The organism is Nocardioides sp. NPDC127503, assembly GCF_040302165.1.
In the GTDB taxonomy this organism is placed as follows: domain Bacteria; phylum Actinomycetota; class Actinomycetes; order Propionibacteriales; family Nocardioidaceae; genus Nocardioides.
On sequence record NZ_JBEORH010000016.1, the window covers coordinates 91,978 to 109,697 of the forward strand.

Annotated in this window: 17 protein-coding genes; 8 read left to right on the forward strand and 9 right to left on the reverse strand. The window is 69.6% G+C overall.

What is annotated here, in order from left to right; translation table 11 throughout:
- Positions 1 to 56 precede the first annotated feature (56 nt).
- Positions 57 to 1,598, forward strand: a complete 1,542-nt coding sequence (locus ABTW65_RS27450) for an AMP-binding protein (protein WP_350666102.1) — start codon at positions 57 to 59, stop codon at positions 1,596 to 1,598.
- Positions 1,599 to 1,701: 103 nt separating this feature from the next.
- On the opposite strand, the gene ABTW65_RS27455 is transcribed toward ABTW65_RS27450, so the two are convergent.
- The 7 genes from ABTW65_RS27455 to ABTW65_RS27485 all read right to left on the reverse strand — a co-directional run bounded on the left by ABTW65_RS27455 (position 1,702) and on the right by ABTW65_RS27485 (position 8,706).
- Positions 1,702 to 2,628, reverse strand: coding sequence for an intradiol ring-cleavage dioxygenase (locus ABTW65_RS27455; RefSeq protein ID WP_350666104.1), 927 nt, complete (start codon positions 2,626 to 2,628; stop codon positions 1,702 to 1,704).
- A 98-nt stretch (positions 2,629 to 2,726) separates the two neighbouring features.
- The gene (locus ABTW65_RS27460; RefSeq protein ID WP_350666106.1) at positions 2,727 to 2,975 is read right to left on the reverse strand and encodes a zinc-ribbon domain-containing protein; all 249 of its coding nucleotides are present in this window, start codon (positions 2,973 to 2,975) and stop codon (positions 2,727 to 2,729) included.
- 21 nt (positions 2,976 to 2,996) lie between these two features.
- On the reverse strand, positions 2,997 to 4,592 hold the full coding sequence (locus tag ABTW65_RS27465; RefSeq protein ID WP_350666108.1) for an amidohydrolase: 1,596 nt from the start codon (positions 4,590 to 4,592) through the stop codon (positions 2,997 to 2,999).
- A gap of 47 nt (positions 4,593 to 4,639) precedes the next feature.
- Positions 4,640 to 5,473 carry an ABC transporter permease gene (locus ABTW65_RS27470; RefSeq protein WP_350666110.1) on the reverse strand — a complete coding sequence of 278 codons (834 nt, stop codon included), beginning with the start codon at positions 5,471 to 5,473 and terminating at the stop codon, positions 4,640 to 4,642.
- Positions 5,470 to 6,378, reverse strand: a complete 909-nt coding sequence (locus ABTW65_RS27475) for an ABC transporter permease (protein WP_350666112.1) — start codon at positions 6,376 to 6,378, stop codon at positions 5,470 to 5,472. Before ABTW65_RS27475 ends, ABTW65_RS27470 begins: the two co-directional genes overlap by 4 nt.
- Positions 6,371 to 7,567 carry a polyamine ABC transporter substrate-binding protein gene (locus ABTW65_RS27480; protein ID WP_350666114.1) on the reverse strand — a complete coding sequence of 399 codons (1,197 nt, stop codon included), beginning with the start codon at positions 7,565 to 7,567 and terminating at the stop codon, positions 6,371 to 6,373. The genes ABTW65_RS27475 and ABTW65_RS27480 overlap by 8 nt, the downstream gene beginning before the upstream one ends.
- Positions 7,564 to 8,706, reverse strand: coding sequence for an ABC transporter ATP-binding protein (locus tag ABTW65_RS27485; RefSeq protein ID WP_350666116.1), 1,143 nt, complete (start codon positions 8,704 to 8,706; stop codon positions 7,564 to 7,566). Before ABTW65_RS27485 ends, ABTW65_RS27480 begins: the two co-directional genes overlap by 4 nt.
- Before the next feature lie 155 nt (positions 8,707 to 8,861).
- Between ABTW65_RS27485 and ABTW65_RS27490 the strand changes: the two genes are divergently transcribed.
- The 3 genes from ABTW65_RS27490 to ABTW65_RS27500 are packed head-to-tail and all read left to right on the forward strand — an operon-like array spanning position 8,862 to position 11,134.
- On the forward strand, positions 8,862 to 9,659 hold the full coding sequence (locus ABTW65_RS27490; RefSeq protein WP_350666118.1) for a Nif3-like dinuclear metal center hexameric protein: 798 nt from the start codon (positions 8,862 to 8,864) through the stop codon (positions 9,657 to 9,659).
- 57 nt (positions 9,660 to 9,716) lie between these two features.
- Positions 9,717 to 10,433, forward strand: coding sequence for a zinc ribbon domain-containing protein (locus ABTW65_RS27495; protein WP_350666120.1), 717 nt, complete (start codon positions 9,717 to 9,719; stop codon positions 10,431 to 10,433).
- Complete coding sequence (locus ABTW65_RS27500) at positions 10,430 to 11,134, forward strand: histidine phosphatase family protein (RefSeq protein ID WP_350666122.1); 705 nt, start codon at positions 10,430 to 10,432, stop codon at positions 11,132 to 11,134. Before ABTW65_RS27495 ends, ABTW65_RS27500 begins: the two co-directional genes overlap by 4 nt.
- A gap of 103 nt (positions 11,135 to 11,237) precedes the next feature.
- Here the strand turns inward: ABTW65_RS27500 and yaaA are convergent, their stop codons facing one another.
- Positions 11,238 to 12,029 (reverse strand): peroxide stress protein YaaA, encoded by a 792-nt coding sequence (yaaA, locus tag ABTW65_RS27505; RefSeq protein ID WP_350666124.1) that lies wholly within the window; start codon positions 12,027 to 12,029, stop codon positions 11,238 to 11,240.
- Between the two features lie 101 nt (positions 12,030 to 12,130).
- Between yaaA and ABTW65_RS27510 the strand changes: the two genes are divergently transcribed.
- A complete protein-coding gene (locus tag ABTW65_RS27510; protein WP_350666125.1) occupies positions 12,131 to 12,451 on the forward strand; it encodes a hypothetical protein in 321 nt (106 codons plus the stop codon).
- A gap of 17 nt (positions 12,452 to 12,468) precedes the next feature.
- A complete protein-coding gene (locus ABTW65_RS27515) occupies positions 12,469 to 13,932 on the forward strand; it encodes an RNB domain-containing ribonuclease (protein WP_350666127.1) in 1,464 nt (487 codons plus the stop codon).
- A gap of 19 nt (positions 13,933 to 13,951) precedes the next feature.
- Here the strand turns inward: ABTW65_RS27515 and ABTW65_RS27520 are convergent, their stop codons facing one another.
- Positions 13,952 to 14,884, reverse strand: coding sequence for a TauD/TfdA dioxygenase family protein (locus ABTW65_RS27520; protein ID WP_350666129.1), 933 nt, complete (start codon positions 14,882 to 14,884; stop codon positions 13,952 to 13,954).
- A 139-nt stretch (positions 14,885 to 15,023) separates the two neighbouring features.
- On the opposite strand from ABTW65_RS27520, the gene ABTW65_RS27525 reads away from it, so the two are divergent.
- Positions 15,024 to 16,307 carry a hydroxyacid-oxoacid transhydrogenase gene (locus tag ABTW65_RS27525; protein ID WP_350666131.1) on the forward strand — a complete coding sequence of 428 codons (1,284 nt, stop codon included), beginning with the start codon at positions 15,024 to 15,026 and terminating at the stop codon, positions 16,305 to 16,307.
- Between the two features lie 70 nt (positions 16,308 to 16,377).
- Complete coding sequence (locus tag ABTW65_RS27530) at positions 16,378 to 17,589, forward strand: multidrug effflux MFS transporter (protein ID WP_350666133.1); 1,212 nt, start codon at positions 16,378 to 16,380, stop codon at positions 17,587 to 17,589.
- The last annotated feature ends 131 nt before the right edge of the window (positions 17,590 to 17,720 follow it).

A 17,720-nucleotide genomic window follows, 5' to 3' on the forward strand; every position in this document is an offset into this window, starting at 1 on the left:
AGACCTCTCATCGATACAGTGATCCGGGTCACCACTTGCACTTGGAGGTAACGCCCGTGTTCGTCCCGTTCAGCGTCAACGACTTCATCGACCGAGCCGCATCCGTCTACGGCGAGCGGGTGGGCATCGTCGACGAGCCCGACCAGCCGGCGACGCCCCTCGGGGAGGTGACGTACGCCGAGATGAAGTCGCTCGCGAAGCGGATGGCGGCGAGGCTCGACGAGCTCGGCGTCGGGGTGGGGGAGCGGGTCGCGATCGTCTCCCACAACTCCGCGCGGCTGCTGACGGCGTTCTACGGCGTCTCCGGCTATGGCCGGGTCCTGGTGCCCGTCAACTTCCGCCTCCGTCCCGACGAGGTCTCCTACATCGTGGAGCAGTCCGGCGCCTCGGTGCTCTGGGTCGACCCGGAGGTCGACGAGGCGCTGAAGGACGTGACCGCGAAGCACCGGTTCGTGCTCGGCGACGACACCAACCTCTACGCCGAGGAGGGTGTCGAGCCGAAGCCGTGGGAGCCGGACGAGAACGCGACCGCGGCGATCAACTACACCTCCGGCACCACCGCCCGGCCCAAGGGCGTGCAGATCACCCACCGCAACATCTGGACCAACGCGCTGACGTTCGCGCTGCACGCGGGCTGCAACGACCGCGACGTCTACCTGCACACGCTGCCGATGTTCCACGCCAACGGCTGGGGGATGCCGTTCGCGGCGACCGGCCTCGGCATCAAGCACATCGTGCTGCGCAAGGTCGACGGGATGGAGATCCTGCGCCGCGTACGCGACCACGGAGTCACCTACATGTGCGCCGCGCCCGCGGTGGCGGCCGCCGTGCTCGACGCGCTTCCGCAGTGGCAGGCCACCGAGGGCGAGATCCCGGGACGGGACAAGGTGCGGATCATCATGGCCGGTGCGCCGCCGCCCACGAAGACCGTCGTACGCGTCCAGGAGGAGCTCGGCTGGGAGTTCATCCAGATCTACGGCCTCACCGAGACCTCGCCGCTGCTGACCATCAACCGCACCCGCGCGGAGTGGGACGACCTCGACCCGATGGAGCGCGCCGCGAAGCTGACCCGCGCCGGCGCGCCCGCGATCGGCGTGAGCCTCGACATCTCGCCCGACAAGGAGGTCCTGGCCCGCTCCAACGTCGTGCTCGAGGGCTACTGGGAGAAGCCGGAGGAGACGGAGAAGGCGCTCGCCGACGGCTGGTTCCACACCGGCGACGGCGGCAGCCTCGGCGACGACGGCTACCTCACCATCTCCGACCGCATCAAGGACGTGATCATCACCGGCGGCGAGAACGTCTCGAGCGCCGAGGTCGAGGACGTCCTCTTCCTGCACCCCTCGGTCGCCGAGGTCGCCGTCATCGGCATCCCCAGCGAGAAGTGGGGCGAGACCATCCTCGCCCTCGTCGTCCTCGCCGAGGGCGCCCAGGCGACCCAGGAGGAGCTGATCGCCTGGTGCAAGGAACGAGCCGCCGGCTACAAGGCGCCGACCGTCGTCGAGTTCCGCGACTCCCTTGCGCGTACGGCCACCGGCAAGCTGCAGAAGTTCAAGCTCCGCGAGCCCTACTGGGGCGACCGCGAACGCAAGGTCAACTGATTCGCCGACTCGGCGCAACTGCCCCAGAAATACGCCTCGAGTCGGCGCATCTGTCCCGCGAGCTTGGGACATTTGCGCCGACTCGGCGGGTTCTGGTGGGACATCAGCGCCGAGTCGGCGGGGTGCCGCCAGCCGGTGCGGCGCCCATGGCGGCCTCGGTGGTGGTGTCGACGGCGACGGAGAGCGAGCCCTTGTAGCCGGCGCTCGGGCTGCCGGTGAACGTGCCCATCTCGAGGTCGTAGCCGTCGCTGAAGACGTTGTCGGTGTCGAGGCTGACCTTGGTCAGGTTCTCGGCCGAGCCCTCGTAGGCGTCGTCCTGGTAGACCTTGGTGACCATCTTCTCCGGGAAGGCGACCTGCGAGGTGGCGATCGTGTTCTCGCCGGTCGTGGCCGAGTCGGCATCGGGGTAGACCTCGAAGTGCATGTGCGTCCAGCGGCCGTCGTAGCAGCCCGGGACGATCGTCTTGAAGGTCACCTGCCCGTCGGCGTCGGCGACCTGGACACCCCGGAGGTACGTCTCGTCCTCGACGCCTTCGGAGTACATCGAGTAGCGGCCCAGCGCGTCGCACTGCCACAGGTAGACCGCGGCCCCCTCGAACGGCACGTCGTTGGCCATGTCGGTCAGGGTGAAGGTGAACTCGAGCGGCACGCCCTCGACCGTGGTGCCGCCGTCGAGGCTGGAGGTGATGTCGCTGCGTACGATCCCGGACTCGGTCAGCACGTTGGTGCCGTTGGTCCCGTCGGCCGGGTAGGGGCCGTTGGTCTCCTGCGGGATCTCGCCGTCGGCGGTCGTGGAGGTGTTGGCCGCAGAGCCGCCCGTCGACGTGCTCGAGGAGCCCGCACCGCAGGCGGCCAGAGCGGCGGCTCCGACCCCGGCCCCGACGAGCCCGAGGATCCGGCGGCGGGTCAGCAGCGTCGAGATGTCGAAGCCGGCACCCTGGTCGACCACCTCCTCGTCGGGGCGGGCCAGCAGGCGACCTTCATAGGTGGGGCCTTGCGGGGTGTTCTGGGGCTCGGGTACGCGGCTCATGGGTTCTCCTTGACGTCTGTCTCGGTGTGTTGCCCTGACTCTGACGTCGCGATCCGTGAGGACCTCCTGCCCCGGCTGTGGGGTGCCTGTGAAGCCGATCAGCCGACGCTCGGGCGCGGACCGGACATGAGCTGCGCGGCCTGCTCCTTGGTCACCTTTGACGCGTAGCCGCAGTAGGTGCAGTCCATCCGGCGCGAGGTGCCGACGGGGAAGAGGGGGATGAAGAAGAGGGTGAACTTGTTGACGTTCTCGAACAGGCGGTGGGCGGCCTGCTGGCGGCAGTGGGGACAGACCAGCGAGAGCGTGGCCAGCAGTCGCGTGTAGGTCTTGATCCCGAAGATGATCATGGCAACGAGTCTTGCACGCGCTCAGCGCCGATGGACCTCGCGACCGTCGACGTAGGTGTTCGTCACCCGGGTCCGGGCCAGGACGGTGGTGTCCTCCCCGAGGATGTCGTGGTCGACCACGACCAGGTCGGCTGCGTACCCGGTCTCGATCCGGCCCGTAGAGCCCTCGAGACGGTTCAGGTAGGCGGTGCCGGTGGTGTAGCCGGCGAGGGCCTCGGCGACCGTCAGTGCCTCCTCGGGCAGCAGCGGAGCGGCGTCGACGGGCTGGTCGGGGGAGCGGCGGTTGACCGCGACGTGCATGCCGAGCAGCGGCGCCGGGTCGGAGACGGGCCAGTCGCTGCCGCAGGCGATCCGGGCACCCGTACGCAGCAGCGACCCGAACACGTACTGCTGCTTGCGAGCAGCCGGCGCCAGGAACGGCAGGGTCAGCACCTCCACCGCCTCGTCCCGGCAGGCCCACAGCGGCTGGATGTTGGCGGTGACCTCGAGCTCGGCGAACCGCGGGACGTCGGCTGCGTCGACGACCTGGACGTGGGCGAGGTGGTGCCGCAGGCCGCTGGCACCGTTGACCGCACGCGCGTGCTCGATCGCGTCCAGGCTGTCGCGCACCGCCCGGTCGCCGAGCGCGTGGATGTGTGCCTGGAACCCGTTGGCGTCCAGGGCTGCGACATAGGCGGCCAGGGCGTCGGCCGGGATGAAGGAGAGCCCGCGGTTGTCGGTGAGATGGCCGTGGGAGTCGAGGTAGGGGTCGAGCATCGCGGCCGTGTGCGTCTCGCAGACGCCGTCCTGCATCAGCTTCACGCTGGCCGCATCCAGGCCCGCCTGAGCCGCCAGGGCACGGCGCTCGATCAGCTCGGACAGCTGCTCCAGGCCGCGGTCGCGGTCCCACCACTGGGCGAGGACGACCTTCGCGGTGAGCGCGCCGGAGGCACGCGCGGAGATGTAGGTCGGCAGCGAGTCCGGCATGCCGAGACCCTCGCCGACCAGCGCGTCCTGCCAGCCGACGATGCCGACGGAGTGGAGATGCCGCTGCGCGGTGAGCAGTGCCTCGGTCAGATCGCCCGAGGTCGGAGCCGGAACGAGCGAGCCGACCAGCGCCATCGCACCCTCGTGCAACGCGCCGGTGGGCCGACCGGCAAAGTCACGCTCGATGCGCCCGTCGGCGGGATCGGGCGTGCCCGCATCGATGCCGGCGATCTCGAGCGCACGGCTGTTCACCCAGGCGGAGTGGTGGTCGCGGTTGGGCAGGAAGACCGGCCGGTCGGGAAGCAGGCGATCGAGAGGTGAAGCGCTCGGCACCCCACCCGGGAAGGAGTCCATCGACCAGCCGCCGCCGGTGACCCAGGCGCGTTCCGGGTTGGCTGCGGCGTACGCCGCGATGGCGTCCAGATAGCCCTCGAGCGTCGACTGCCCGGTCAGGTCGCACTGGTTCATCTCCAGCCCGGCCTGGATCGGGTGAACGTGGGAGTCGTGGAAGGCGGGCATGACCCACCGGCCGTCGAGCTCCTCGACCACCGTCTCCGGGCCGGCCAGGGCGTCGAGATCCTCGCCGATGGCCGCGATCCGCCCGTCGCGGACGGCGAGAGCCGCGTCCTCCCAGCGGCGTTCCCGCAGCACGCGGCCACCGCGCAGCAGCAGGTCCGCCGGGAGGGCGTCAGAGCCCGTCAGTTGACGGCCATGGTGTCGGTGACCGAGGAGCCCGAGCGCTTGAGCACGAGCGCCACCAGGCCGAGGACCAGGAGCGTGAGGACCAGCAGGATCGTGGAGACCGCGGCGATCTCGGGCTTGAGGCCGGAGCGGACCGAGGAGAGCACGTAGACGGGCCACGAGGTTGTGCCGGAGACGTTGATGAAGGACGAGATCACCGTGTTGTCGAGGCTCAGCGTGAAGGCCAGCAGCCCACCGGCGAGTACCGCCGGGCCGACGAGGGGGATCGTGACCTTGAAGAAGGTCGCCACCGGCCGCGCGTAGAGGTCCGCGGAGGCCTCCTCCAGTGACGCGTCCAGCCCGACCAGGCGTGCCCGGACGATGTAGGTCACCACCGCGGTCGCGAAGAGCGAGTGGCCGATCACGAGGCGTACGTAGCCGTTGTTGAACGGCAGCAGCGACCAGTCCTGCCCGAGCGTCACGAACCAGGGGAGCAACGCGATGCCGTCGACGATCTCGGGCGTCACCGAGACCAGCAGCAACAGCAGCGTGAACGGGCCCGCCCAGCGACCCGGGTAGCGTGCCATCGCCATCCCGGCCAGGGTGCCGAGCGCGCTCGCCAGCAGCGCGGCGACCACGGCGGTCTGCAGGGAGACGGCGACGGTGTGGCGTACGGTCGGCCGCTCGATGATCGCCGTGAACGGCTCCAGGCTGAAGCCGTCCCAGGCGGTGAGCAGGCGGCCGCCGTTGAAGGAGTAGATGCCGATCACGATGATCGGGGCGAACAGGAAGAGGAAGACCAGCGTGGTCCACGCGCCGAGCGCGAGATTGGTCCCGGATGGCCTGCTCATGCGGTCACCTCCTTGGTGTGGACGGTTCCGACGACCAGCTTGCTGCGTCTGTGCAGGAGCCATCCCACGGCCCACATCAGCGAGATGGCGAGGATGACGATGAGCATGGTGAGCAGGATGAGGACGACAGCCATGGCCGAGCCCAGCGCCCAGTTCTGGGCGGTCAGGAACTGGCTGGCGATCAGGGAGCCGACCATCGTGCCCTTCGCGCCGCCGAGGACCGCCGGGGTGACGTAGTCGCCCATCATCGGGATGAAGACCAGGATGATGCCGGCGACGATCCCGGGCCGCGCCAACGGCAGCGTGACCTGGAAGAACGTCCGCACCCGGTCAGCGCCGAGGTCCTTGGACGCCTCACCGAGCGCGCTGTCCACGCGGTCGAAGGCGACGTACATCGGCAGGATCATCAGCGGCAGATAGTTGTAGATCAGCCCCAGCAGCACCGCCCCGCGGGTGTTGAGCAGGTCGTGCGGATCGGCGACGAGCCCGATGTCGGTCAGGAACCCGGCCAGGGCGCCCTCCGAGGAGAGGATCACCTTCCAGCCGATCGTCCGGATCAGGAACGAGGTCCAGTAGGGGACCATCACCAGAGCGACCAGTAGCCCGCGGCGGTGTGCGGGGACCTTCACCGCCATGAAGTACGCAGCCGGCAACGCGATCAGCAGGCAGGCGATGGTCCCCAGCACGCTCATCCACAGCGTCGCCCGGAAGATCGTGAAGAAGGTCGGGCTGAACGCGTCGGCGTAGCGGTCCAGCGACATCACCGCGTTGCTGTGGGTGCCGAACATCCCGGGCTTCTCACCGAGGCTGAACCAGGCGATCTGCAGGAACGGCACCACGAAGAAGACCGTCAGCCACAGCCACGCGGGGACGGCGAGGACGAAACCGGGGAGACGCTTACGCACTGGCGGCGGCCTTCAGCTTGTCGTAGACCTCCGTACGCCGGTCCTGCGCCTCGTTGACGGCACCGTTCTTCATGGTGGCGAGCTGCTCGTCGGTGAAGAAGATCATCTCGGGCAGCTCGACCTTGCGCTCCTTGGCCATCTCCTCGATGCCCAGCGCGCCGGTGTTGTAGCCGATGTAGTCCATCTCCAGGAACGAGTTCTCCGGCTCCAGCACGTAGTCGAGGAACGCGTGGGCGGCCTCGGGGTGGGGCGCGCCGGTCGGGATGCACCAGTTGTCCATCCACAGCTCGGTCGTCGGGCCGGGCAGGACCCACTTCCAGCGGTCGGGCTGCTTGTGCTCGAGGATGCCGAGACGGGAGTCGCCGTTCCAGTTCTGCATCAGCGCGAAGGTGTTCTGCTGCATCGCGCCGGTGCCCGGGTAGGAGTCGAAGCCGGCGATGTGCGGCGCCCACTTCTCGACGGCCTCGGTCTCGTAGGCGTCGTAGTCGGCCATGTCCTCGGTGTTCCAGTCGATGTCGTTGGCCCAGAAGTAGAGGCCGGAGACACCCTGCGGGTCGTCGAGCAGCGAAGTCTTGCCCGAGGCCTCGTTCTGCATCGCATCGATGAAGTCGTTCCACGTCGCCAGGTCGCGCTTGATCACGGTGGTGTCGTAGACGAACCCGGTGGTGCCCCAGCACTTGCACACCGAGTACTCGTTCTCCGGGTCCCAGTCCTGGCCGAGGAACTTCGGGTCCACCTTGGCCATGTTGGGGATCAGGTCCTTGTTGAGCGGGACGATGATCTCGTTCTCGATCAGCTGCGGGATGTAGACCCCGGTCGGCACGACGATGTCGTAGCCGCTGGTGCCCTCGGCAGCGACCAGCTTTGAGATCAGCTCCTCGTTGGAGCCGTAGGAGTCGAGCGTCACCTTGGGGCCGGTCTTGCCGAAGGCCTCGATCACCTCGGGGGAGTCGTAGTCGCCCCAGGTGTAGATCGACAGCGACTTCTCGATCGGACCGCCGGTCGCGCCGCCGCCGGGCTCGACCGCGCTGGAGGCCCCGCCACCGCCGTCCGAGCCGCAGGCGCTCAGCGCGGCGCCTGCACCGACGAGGGCGGCCAGGCTCAGGAAGTGGCGCCGCGAGAGCTCCTGACGGATCGCTCGCGCGCCGGCATGGCTGGCCAGGATGCGTACGTTCTTGTCCTTGTTCACTGTGGGCTCCTAGCGGTGGACGGGTCGATCGGGGTGTCGAGGGGGAAGAGACGTACGTCCTCGGCGGCCCAGCCGCAGAGGACCGGGTCGCCGGGGGAGAGCCGGGCGGCGCCGTGGGTGGGGCGGCGGATCAGCAGGCTGAGCTCGTCAGTGACCTTGACGAGGTACTGGATCACCTCGCCGAGCGGGGAGACCTGGAGGACCTCGCCGGCGACGGAGTTGAGGCCCTCCGTCACCGTCCCGGACTCGGCCCGGGGCTCGATCGAGATCATCTCGGGGCGGATCGCGGCCTGGTGGGCCTCGCCGGGCTTCCCGTCGGGCTTCGCAGGACCCTCGACCACCACGACCGGGGTCTCGACGGTGGTGCCGTCGGCGCTGACCTCGCCGTGCAGGAAGTTCTGCTGGCCGACGAAGCCGGCGACGTACGCGCTGGCGGGCTGGTTGTAGACGGTCTCGGCGTCAGCGAGCTGCTCGATCCGCCCGGCGCGCATGATCGCGATCCGGTCGCTCATCGCGAGCGCCTCGTGCTGGTCGTGGGTGACGAAGACGAAGGTGATCCCGAGGCGGGACTGGAGGAGCTTGAGCTCGAGCTGCATCTCTTCGCGCAGCTGGCGGTCCAGGGCGCCCAGCGGCTCGTCGAGGAGGAGGACGCCGGGGCGGTTGACCAGCGCCCGGGCGAGCGCCACCCGCTGCTGCTGGCCGCCGGAGAGCTGCGCCGGGCCGCGGTCGGCGAAGTCGAGCATCCGCACCATCCGCAGCGCCTCGACGACCCGCTCACGCACCTCGGCGCGGGGCGTCTTGCGCTGCTGCAGGCCGTAGGCGACGTTCTCCGCGACGGACTTGTGCGGAAACAGCGCGTACGCCTGGAAGACCGTGTTCACGTCGCGCTGGTAGGGCGCGAGCCTGACCACGTCCTTGCCGCCGATGATGATGCTGCCGGAATCGGGCTTCTCGAACCCGGCGATCATGCGTAGCGTCGTGGTCTTGCCGCAGCCCGAAGGGCCGAGCAGCGAGATGAACTCGCCGGCCCTGATCTCCAGGTCGAGGCCGTCGACCGCCGTGGCCTGGCCATAGGTCTTGGTCAAGCCGGTGATGGTTACCGAGCCGGAGGGTGGGTCCGGGGTAGCTGTCGTGGTCATCGCTGCTCCAGTCGATTGTTCACTTAGCGCTGCATTCCACCACAGGATCCGGGGAAAAGTACGGAATCAGTTGTAAAAGAACGGTTACGAACTTGATTTCGTGTACGTCGCCGCCGCTGAGTGCGGCCCCGGTCTCGGGATCTAGGGTTTACCCCATGCCGACCCCGCCCACTCTGTCCACCGTCACCTCGTTGCTGGACGACTGGTACCCGCCCGCCACCGCCGACGAATGGGATGCTGTCGGGCTGGTCTGGGGAGAGCCCTCGCAGCCCGTCTCGAAGGTGCTTCTCGCCGTCGACCCGACCCTCCCGGTCGCCGAGGAGGCGGCCGCGTGGGGTGCGGACCTGGTCGTGGTCCATCATCCGCTCTTCCTGAAGGGTGTGCACGGGTTCGCCGCGACGACCCCGAAGGGACGTACGCTCTCGACGCTGGTCTCCGCGCGGTGCGCGCTGCTCACCGCCCACACCAACGCCGATCAGGCCCTCGGCGGCGTCTCGGAGTCGCTGGCGCTCGCGCTCGGGCTGAGCTCGCTACGGCCGTTGGTGCCGGGGCTCACCGACGATGTCGGGACGGGCCGGGCCGGGACGGTGGCGCCGACCACGCTGGGGGCCTTCGCCGAGTCCGTGGCGGCCGCGCTGCCCTCGACCGCGGCCGGGATCCGGGTCGCCGGTGACCTCGACCGGCCGGTGTCCTCGGTGGCGCTGTGCGGTGGCGCGGGTGACTTCCTGCTCGACCAGGTGGCTGCGTACGACGTCTATCTGACCAGCGATCTGCGCCACCACCCGGCCTCGGAGTTCCTCGAGAAGGGCGGTGCGCTGATCGACATCCCGCACTGGGCGGCGGAGTGGACCTGGCTGCCTGTTCTGGCGAGGCGACTGAACGAGGCTTTGGGAGATACGGTGGAGACTCGGGTCAGTCAGATCGTCACCGACCCGTGGACGCTGCGTCTGTAAGAAAATCGTGTGTGAATAGCTGAGGAGAATCCGCTGAAAGCCGACCCGTTCGCCCAGGTGAAGCTGCTCGACGTCTGTGAACTGGACTCGCGAGCGCTCCAGCTGCGCCACCGCCGTGCGCATCTGCCGCAGGCCGCCGTTGTGGCGGAGCTGCAGGCATCGAAGAAGACCACCGACGATGCCGTACGCGACGCGAGGGTCATCCGCGACGACCTCGAGCGGGTGCAGAAGAAGGCCGACGCCGACGTCGAGGCGGTCAAGACCCGCCGTCGGCGCGACCAGGAGCGGATGGACTCCGGGGCGATCAGCAGCGCCAAGGACCTCGAGCGCATGCAGCACGAGCTGGCCACCCTCGACCGCCGGATCTCGGTGCTCGAGGACGAGGAGCTCGAGGTCATGGAGCAGCTCGAGGAGGCTCAGGCGAACGTGACCCGGCTCGAGGCCGAGCTCGCCGAGATCACCGAGAAGCTCGCGGTCGCGGTCGACTCCGTCGACGTCGAGACCTCGAAGATCGACGGCGAGCTCGCCGGGGTCGCCGAGGAGCGGACGCCGGCCCTCGAGGGCATCCCCGACGATCTGCTCGCCCTCTACTCGCGGCTGAGCGAGAAGATGGGTGTCGGCGCCGCCGAGCTGCGCGCCCGCCGCTGCGGTGGCTGCAACCTCCAGCTCGACCCGGCCGAGATTTCCCGCATCCGCGGCCTCGCCGCCGACGAGGTCGTGCGCTGCGAGGAGTGCTCCCGCATCCTGGTCCGCACCGCCGAGTCGGGTCTGTGAGTTCGAAGGAGTCGCGGGGCTCGAAGGAGTCGCGGGGCTGGGGAGCCGGCGCGGTCGCGACCACGCTGGTCCTGGTACGCCACGGGGTCACCAAGCACACCGCCGCCAAGGCGTTCTCCGGCGGCCTCGGTGGCGACAACCCGCCGCTGACCCAGGAGGGCCGCGAGCAGGTGATGCTCACCGCGGAGTGGCTCAAGCCGCTCGCGCCCTCGGTCTCGACCGTCGTGACCTCGCCGGTCCTGCGCACCGTCGAGACCGGTGAGATCGTCGCCGGTGCGCTCGGTGCCCGGCTGGTCGAGGAGCCCGCCTTCGCGGAGATCGAGTTCGGCGAGTGGGAAGGGCTCACCTTCGGTGAGGTCGCCCAACGGTTCCCCGACGAGATGAAGACGTGGATGGGCGCGACCGAGGTCGCGCCGCCGGGCGGCGAGTCGTTCGACTCCGCTCAGGCTCGCGTGCTCGACGGCCTCTCACGGGTGCTCGAGGCGCACGCCGGCGAGACCGTCGTGATCACCTCACACGTGTCGCCGATCAAGCTGATCGTCGCTCACGCACTGGGTGCCCCGATCGGCGGAGTCTTCAACATGGAGCTCTCGCCCGCCTCCGCCACCGTCGTCTCCTTCTTCTCCGACGGCCGCGCCTCCATGCGCCTCTTCAACGGCCTCCCCGTCTCCCGCGACCACTTCGCCGCCAACACCTTCTGACGCCGACTCGGCGCATCCTGACCTGATTTCCCGCCGAGTCGGCTCGTCATAACGAGCCGACTCGGCGAGGTTTTTGGTCAGGACGAGCCGACTGGGCGGTGGGTCAGATCTCGGCGACGATGATGTCGAGCTGGGTGCCGGTCTTGGTGGCGGGGCCGGTCTCGACGGTCCAGCCGAGGTCGCGGAAGGCTTCGGCGAGCTTGGCGGGGGTGCGGGGATTGGCGCCGGATTCGAGGAGGGCTCGGACGAGGCGGCCCTTGGTGGCCTTGTTGAAGTGGCTGACGACCTTGCGCTGGCCGTTGTGCTCGTGGAGGACACGGACGGTGGCGGTGCGGGCGGGCACGGTGCTCGACCCTTCGGCGTCGGGGCGCCAGAAGGCGGCGTACGTCCCGGACCGGAGGTCCACGAGCAGGCCGTCGCCGAGGGCCTCGGACACGCCGGCGCCGAGGTGGGCGCGCCAGTGGGCCTGGACGCCGCCGATGCCGGGGAGGGTGGTGTCGCCCGAGAGGCGGTACGCAGGGATGCGGTCAGCGAGGCCGACGAGGCCGAACACGGAGCTGGTCACCATGACCCGGCTGGTCGCGCGCCGCTTGGCGGCGGGCGACAGGGTGGCGGGGGAGAGAGCGTCGTAGAGGACGCCGGTGTAGATCCGGTCGGCGCGCGCGGTGGGGGCATCGCTCAGCCCGGCGTTCAGGGTGACGAGCTCGGGCTGGGTCTTCGGGATGCCGAGGATGTCGACGGCCTCGTCCGGGCGCGTGGCGCAGAGCTCGACGAGCGCGTCCATGACCTTGGCGCGGGCCGGGTTGAGCACCGGGAGGCGGAGGTCGTCGAGGGCGAGCGGGTTGCCGCGTACGGCCGCGGTCTTGCCCTCCGAGGGCGGCAGCAGGATCAGCACGGGACTATCGTGCCGCCCGGGACCAGGAAGGCCGAATCGAGGATTGGGTATCTTTCAAAGCGCCTGTGACCTGGGGGAACGCGCGAGCTTACGTTCGAGTCATGATCGTTCTGGCCGCCGAGTCCACCGCCGGGCCCAACCTCGGCGGCTTCTTGGTCGTGGTCATCATCGTCGGGCTGTTCTGGCTGATCCACGACTTCTCGAAGAAGGCCCGGGCGCGCTCGGAGCATCTCCGGGCGAGGCGTTCGCTGACCTCCTCCCAGCGCCGGGCGGTGGCCAAGATCGACAGGTCGGCGAAGGCGAGCCACGGGTCCACGAAGGTCCTGTGGGACCAGTTCGGCGCCTTCAAGGGCAACCCGAAGGCGTTCGGCAAGGAAGCCGCCGCGCTGCACAAGACGTACAAGGACTCGAAGAAGAAGTAGCCACTACAGTTCTGGCCATGGGCTCCGCACGCATCATCCGGGTTGCCAGTGCCGACAACGGTGTCGCCGCCACCACGCTTCGAGACGGGATCGCCGCGCTCCAGGCTGAGCTGGGGGTGACCGCCGAGTTCCCGCCGGAGGTGGAGGAGGCCGCGGCCGCCGCCGCGGCCAACCCCAGGCTCCCGGAGCTGGACCGCACCGACCTGCCGTTCGTCACGATCGACCCCGAGACGTCGATGGACCTCGACCAGGCGCTCCACCTGGAGCGCGACGGCGACGGCTACGTGGTGCACTACGCGATCGCCGACGTGGCCGCCTTCGTGGCGCCCGGCGACCCGGTGGATCTGGAGGCCAACAAGCGCGGCGAGACGCTCTACGCCGCTGACGCGAAGATCCCGCTCCACCCCAAGGTGCTCTCCGAGGACGCCGCCTCGCTGCTCCCGGACCAGGTACGTCCCGCCCTGCTATGGACCCACAAGCTCGATGCGACCGGCGAGGGGACCGACACGGTCGTCGAGCGCGCGCTGGTCAGGTCGCGGGCCAAGCTCTCCTACGACGGCGTGCAGAAGATGTTCGACGGCGACGGGTTCGGCGACACCGACTACGCCGAGTCGCTCCAGCTGCTGAAGGAGATCGGCGAGAAGCGGATCGCCCTCGAGGCGGCCCGCGGCGGGGTCAACCTGCCGCTGCGCGACCAGGAGATCTCGGTCGAGGGCGACCACTGGTCGCTGGAATACCGCGACCTGCTGCCTGTCGAGAACTGGAACGCCCAGATCTCGCTGCTCACCGGCTTCGCGGCGGCGGACCTGATGGTCTACGCCCGGGTCGGACTCCTGCGGACCCTCCCCGAACCCGACCCCCGCGACGTACAGCGGCTGCACCGCACCGCTCGTGCGCTCGGGTTGGAGTGGCCCGCGGAGATGCTCTACCCCGACTTCATCCGCTCGCTCGACGGCAAGAACGGCAAGCACGCCGCGATGGCGATCGCGTGCACCCGGCTGCTGCGCGGGAGCGGGTACGCCTCGTTCAACGGCGAGCTTCCGGAGCTGACCGAGCACTCGGCGCTGGCGAACGAGTACATGCACGTGACGGCGCCGCTGCGCCGGCTGATCGACCGCTACGCCGGCGAGGTCTGCCTGGCGCTCTGCGCCGACGAGCCGGTCCCCGACTGGGTCACCAACGCGTTCAAGACCCTCCCGGAGACGATGCGGGCATCCTCGCGCACCAGCGGTGCCTACGAGCGCGGCGTCGTCGACCTCGTCGAGGCCGGGTTGCTGTCCCAGCGGGTCGGGGAGACCTTCGCCGCGGTCGTCGTCGAGGTCGACGACGAGGACAAGCAGAAGGGCTCGATCACGGTCGAGGAGCCGGCCATCGAGGCCAGGGTCACCGGCGCGACGGCCCTCCCGCTCGGCGAGGAGGTCGAGGTGCGGCTGGAGACGGCCGACGTCGTCGCCCGGAAGGTCAGCTTCACCCTCGCCTGACCTCCCGGACGTACGTCGGTCAGGAGATCAGCTCGTCGAGGCGGTTGTAGACCTCGGCGGAGCCCTCGAGCACCCGGCTGTGCTCGCCCTCGATGGAGACGGGTACGTCACCCTGGACGGTGATGCGGCGCACCTCCCGCGGCAGCTCGTCGAAGTCGGCGACGGCGTAGTGCTGGGTGGCGCGGTTGTCCCAGATCGCGACGTCGCCCTGCTGCCAGTGCCAGCGGACGGTGTTCTCCAGGGCAGTGACCCGGTCCTGGAGCAGGTTGAAGAGGATCGCGCTCTCCTTCTGGTTCAGGCCGGTGAAGTGCTTGACGAAGTGGCCCAGGACGAGCGCGCGCTCGCCGGTCTCGGGGTGGATGCGGACCGCCGGGTGCTCGGTCCGGTAGATCGTCGAGACGAACTCCTCACGCTTGCGCGCGGCCACGTCGTCGGTGGACGCAGGCGTGTCGGGGCGTACGTAGTCGTAGTCGTTGGAGTGGACCGCCCACAGGTTGTCGACCAGCGCCTTGAGCTGGGGGTGGAGCCGCTCGTAGGCGGTGACGGTGTTGGCCCAGACGGTGTTGCCGCCGTACTCGGGGATCTCCGCACCGCGCAGGATCGAGAACGCCGGCGGCCGGTCGACGAAGGTGACGTCGGTGTGCCAGGAGTTGGCGGCCATGCCGCGGTTGGCCTTGAGGGTCAGGACGCGGGCGCTGCCGGTGTTGACGGTCGGGTGTGCGGTCGTCAGCGGACCCAGGCGCTCGCCGAAGGCGATCTGCGCGCGGTCGTCGAGATGGTCCTGGCCGCGAAAGAAGACGACCTTGTTCTCCAGGATCGCGGCCCGGATCTCGGCGATCGTTTCGGCGGGGAGGTCGCCGGAGAGGGTGACGCCGTCGATGCGGGCGCCGATCCGGCCGCCGACCTTGTGGACGGTGAGCTCGTTGACGGGGGATGCTTCGGTGATGGTCATGCGTGGTCTCCTCTGACGAAGGCTGCTTGATCTGAATAAAGTCTAGTGAAATACATGACTTACGACCACGGGTGTCTCACGAGACGTTTGGGCACTGCGCACAGTGATCCCGGTGGGAGCCGGTCGATATCGTGCGCTCATGACGCACGCCACACCTGAGACCGTCTTCACCTATGGCTCCCCGCAGCTCAAGTTCGGCACCGGCGCATCGGCCGAGATCGGCTACGACCTCGCGTCCCTGGGCGCCCGCCGCGCCCTCGTGGTGACCGATCCCGGCATCTCCGCGACCGGGCTGCCGCAGCGGGTGGCCGAGCAGATGAAGGCGTACGACGTCACTGCCGTCGTCTTCGACGGCGTCCATGTCGAGCCGACCGACGAGAGCATGCGCGAGGCGGTCGAGTTCGCCCGCGAGCACGGGCCGTTCGACGCGATCGTGGCGGTCGGAGGCGGGTCGAGCATCGACACCGCGAAGGCGGTCAACCTGCTGACCACCAACGACGGCGACCTGATGGACTACCTCAACGCGCCGGTCGGTCGCGGGCTCGCGCCGGCCAACCCGTTGCTGCCGCTGGTCGCGGTGCCGACCACCACCGGGACCGGGGCGGAGTCGACGACGGTGTGCGTACTCGACGTGCTCTCGCTCAAGGTGAAGACCGGGATCTCGCACGCGCGCCTGCGCCCCACGCTGGCCGTCGTCGACCCCGACCTGATGATGACCCAGCCTGCCGGGGTGACCGCCGCGTCGGGGATGGACATCCTGTGTCACGCGCTGGAGAGCTACACGGCCCGGCCCTACACCTCCTACGACCGCAAGGAGCCCGCCCAGCGGGTGCCCTACTGTGGCGCCAACCCGATCTCCGACATGTGGTCGGAGAAGGGGCTGTCGCTGCTGGCGGGCTCGTTCCGGCAGGCGGTCGCGCACGGCGACGACACTCTCGCGCGCGGCGACATGGCGTTCGCGGCGACCTTCGCGGGCCTGGGCTTCGGCAACGCCGGCGTGCACATCCCGCACGCCTGCGCCTACCCGATCGCCGGGCGGGTGCGCGACTTCCATCCGGTGGACTACCCCGGGGACGAGGCGCTGGTGCCGCACGGCATGGCGGTCTCGCTGACCGCTCCGGAGGCGTTCCGCTACACCTTCGACGCCGCGCCCGAGCGGCACCTCCGCGCGGCCCGTCTGCTGGCTCCGGACTTCGACGAGTCGAAGGAGGAGCCCCGTGACGTACTGCCCCGGGTGCTGAGCGACCTGATGCGGGACATCGGGATCCCGGCCGGGATCGGCGAGGTCGGCTACGTCGCCGGCGACATCCCCGACCTGGTCGAAGGAGCGCTCAAGCAGCAGCGGCTGCTCGCCACCGCGCCGAAGCAGCCGTCGGCGGAGGACCTGACCGGGATCTTCGAGAGGTCCATCACGCTCTGGTGAGGAATGCCCGGCGGGACTTCGGCGTTCGGTTGGTTGTCTTCTTCAACCAAACTCTCCGGAGGTTCACTCGGTGACGTCAGTCCCGCCGCGGCTCTTGCTCGCACTCGCCCTGCTCTCGGCATCCGCGCCGCTTGCGATCGACTTCTACCTGCCCTCCTTCCCGCAGATCGGCACCGACCTCGGTGCCGCGGCGAGCAACGTGCAGCTGACCCTCACCGCCTTCCTGATCGGGCTCGCGCTCGGACAGATCGCCTGGGGGCCGATCTCCGACCGCTTCGGACGGCTCAAGCCGTTGCTGATCGGGTCGGTCGTGGCCGCGGCGGCCGGTGTGCTGGCCGCGCTGGCGCCGACCGTCGAGCTGCTGATCGCGGCCCGCTTCCTCCAGGCGCTCGCCGCCGCGGCCGGAATCGTGATGGCGCGGGCGATCGTCGCCGACGTACTCCACGGCTTCGCCGCCGCCCGGGCGATGTCGATCATGATGTCGATCAGCGGGATCGCGCCGATCCTGGCGCCGGTGATCGGCGGCGCCATCGCCGGATTCGTGCCGTGGCGCGGGGTGCTCGGCATCGTGGCCGCGATCGCCGTCGCGCAGGTCGTCTGCGTGCTGCTGGTGATTCGCGAGAGCCTGCCGGCCGAGCGCCGGACCAGCCGGGTCGAGTACGCCGACCTCGGCCGTCTCCTCGCCAAGCCCGCCTTCCTCGGCTACACGCTGACCCAGTCGCTCACGTTCGCCACCCTGATGACGTACGTCTCCTCCTCCTCGTTCCTCTACCAGTCGGTGATCGGCACCTCGGCCGCGGTCTACGGCATCGGGTTCGCGGTCAACGCCGCCTTCCTCACCGTCGCCGGGCTCTTCTCGGCGCGACTGGCCAAGCGCCAGGTGCACCCGGCGCAGATCGTCCGCTCGGCGCAGCCGGTGCTCGCCATCGGCGCGATGTTCGTGCTCGTCGTCGCGCTGCTGCCGGTACCGAAGGCGCTCATCCTGCTGCCGATCCTGGTCGTCACCACCTGCGTCGGCCTGATCATGGGCAACACCGGCGCCCTGGCCATCGAGCAGGCCCGTCCCTCCGTCGGTGCCGGTTCGGCGCTGATGGGCGGGATCATGTTCCTCGGCGGTGGCCTCGCCTCCCCGCTCGGTGCCGTCGCCGGTGAGCACACCGCGGTCCCGCTGGCGATCACCATGGTGGTCACCTCGGTCCTCGGCGCCGTCGCTTTCAACCTCGCCCGGCGCTCGGTCGCCCGCAACCCGGAGTCCGAGGCGGCCTTCGCCACCGCGGCCTGACGAACTCGCCGAGACGTCAGGTACGTCGGCCGAAACGTCACTCCCGTGCGGGGGGGGGGGGGGGCTGGGGGCGGGAGGGCCCCGGACCCCCCCGCCCAGCGCCGCCCGGCGCGGCAGCCGCCGGCGGGCGG

What these genes read in the sequence shown, in the direction of transcription:
- ABTW65_RS27455 (WP_350666104.1), bottom strand. Translation starts at nt 2,628, where the DNA reads ATGAGCCGCGTACCCGAGCCCCAGAACACCCCGCAAGGCCCCACCTAT.
- ABTW65_RS27460 (WP_350666106.1), bottom strand. Translation starts at nt 2,975, where the DNA reads ATGATCATCTTCGGGATCAAGACCTACACGCGACTGCTGGCCACGCTC.
- ABTW65_RS27470 (WP_350666110.1), bottom strand. Translation starts at nt 5,473, where the DNA reads ATGAGCAGGCCATCCGGGACCAATCTCGCGCTCGGCGCGTGGACCACG.
- ABTW65_RS27485 (WP_350666116.1), bottom strand. Translation starts at nt 8,706, where the DNA reads ATGACCACGACAGCTACCCCGGACCCACCCTCCGGCTCGGTAACCATC.
- ABTW65_RS27490 (WP_350666118.1), top strand. Translation starts at nt 8,862, where the DNA reads ATGCCGACCCCGCCCACTCTGTCCACCGTCACCTCGTTGCTGGACGAC.
- ABTW65_RS27510 (WP_350666125.1), top strand. Translation starts at nt 12,131, where the DNA reads ATGATCGTTCTGGCCGCCGAGTCCACCGCCGGGCCCAACCTCGGCGGC.
- ABTW65_RS27515 (WP_350666127.1), top strand. Translation starts at nt 12,469, where the DNA reads ATGGGCTCCGCACGCATCATCCGGGTTGCCAGTGCCGACAACGGTGTC.
- ABTW65_RS27520 (WP_350666129.1), bottom strand. Translation starts at nt 14,884, where the DNA reads ATGACCATCACCGAAGCATCCCCCGTCAACGAGCTCACCGTCCACAAG.
- ABTW65_RS27525 (WP_350666131.1), top strand. Translation starts at nt 15,024, where the DNA reads ATGACGCACGCCACACCTGAGACCGTCTTCACCTATGGCTCCCCGCAG.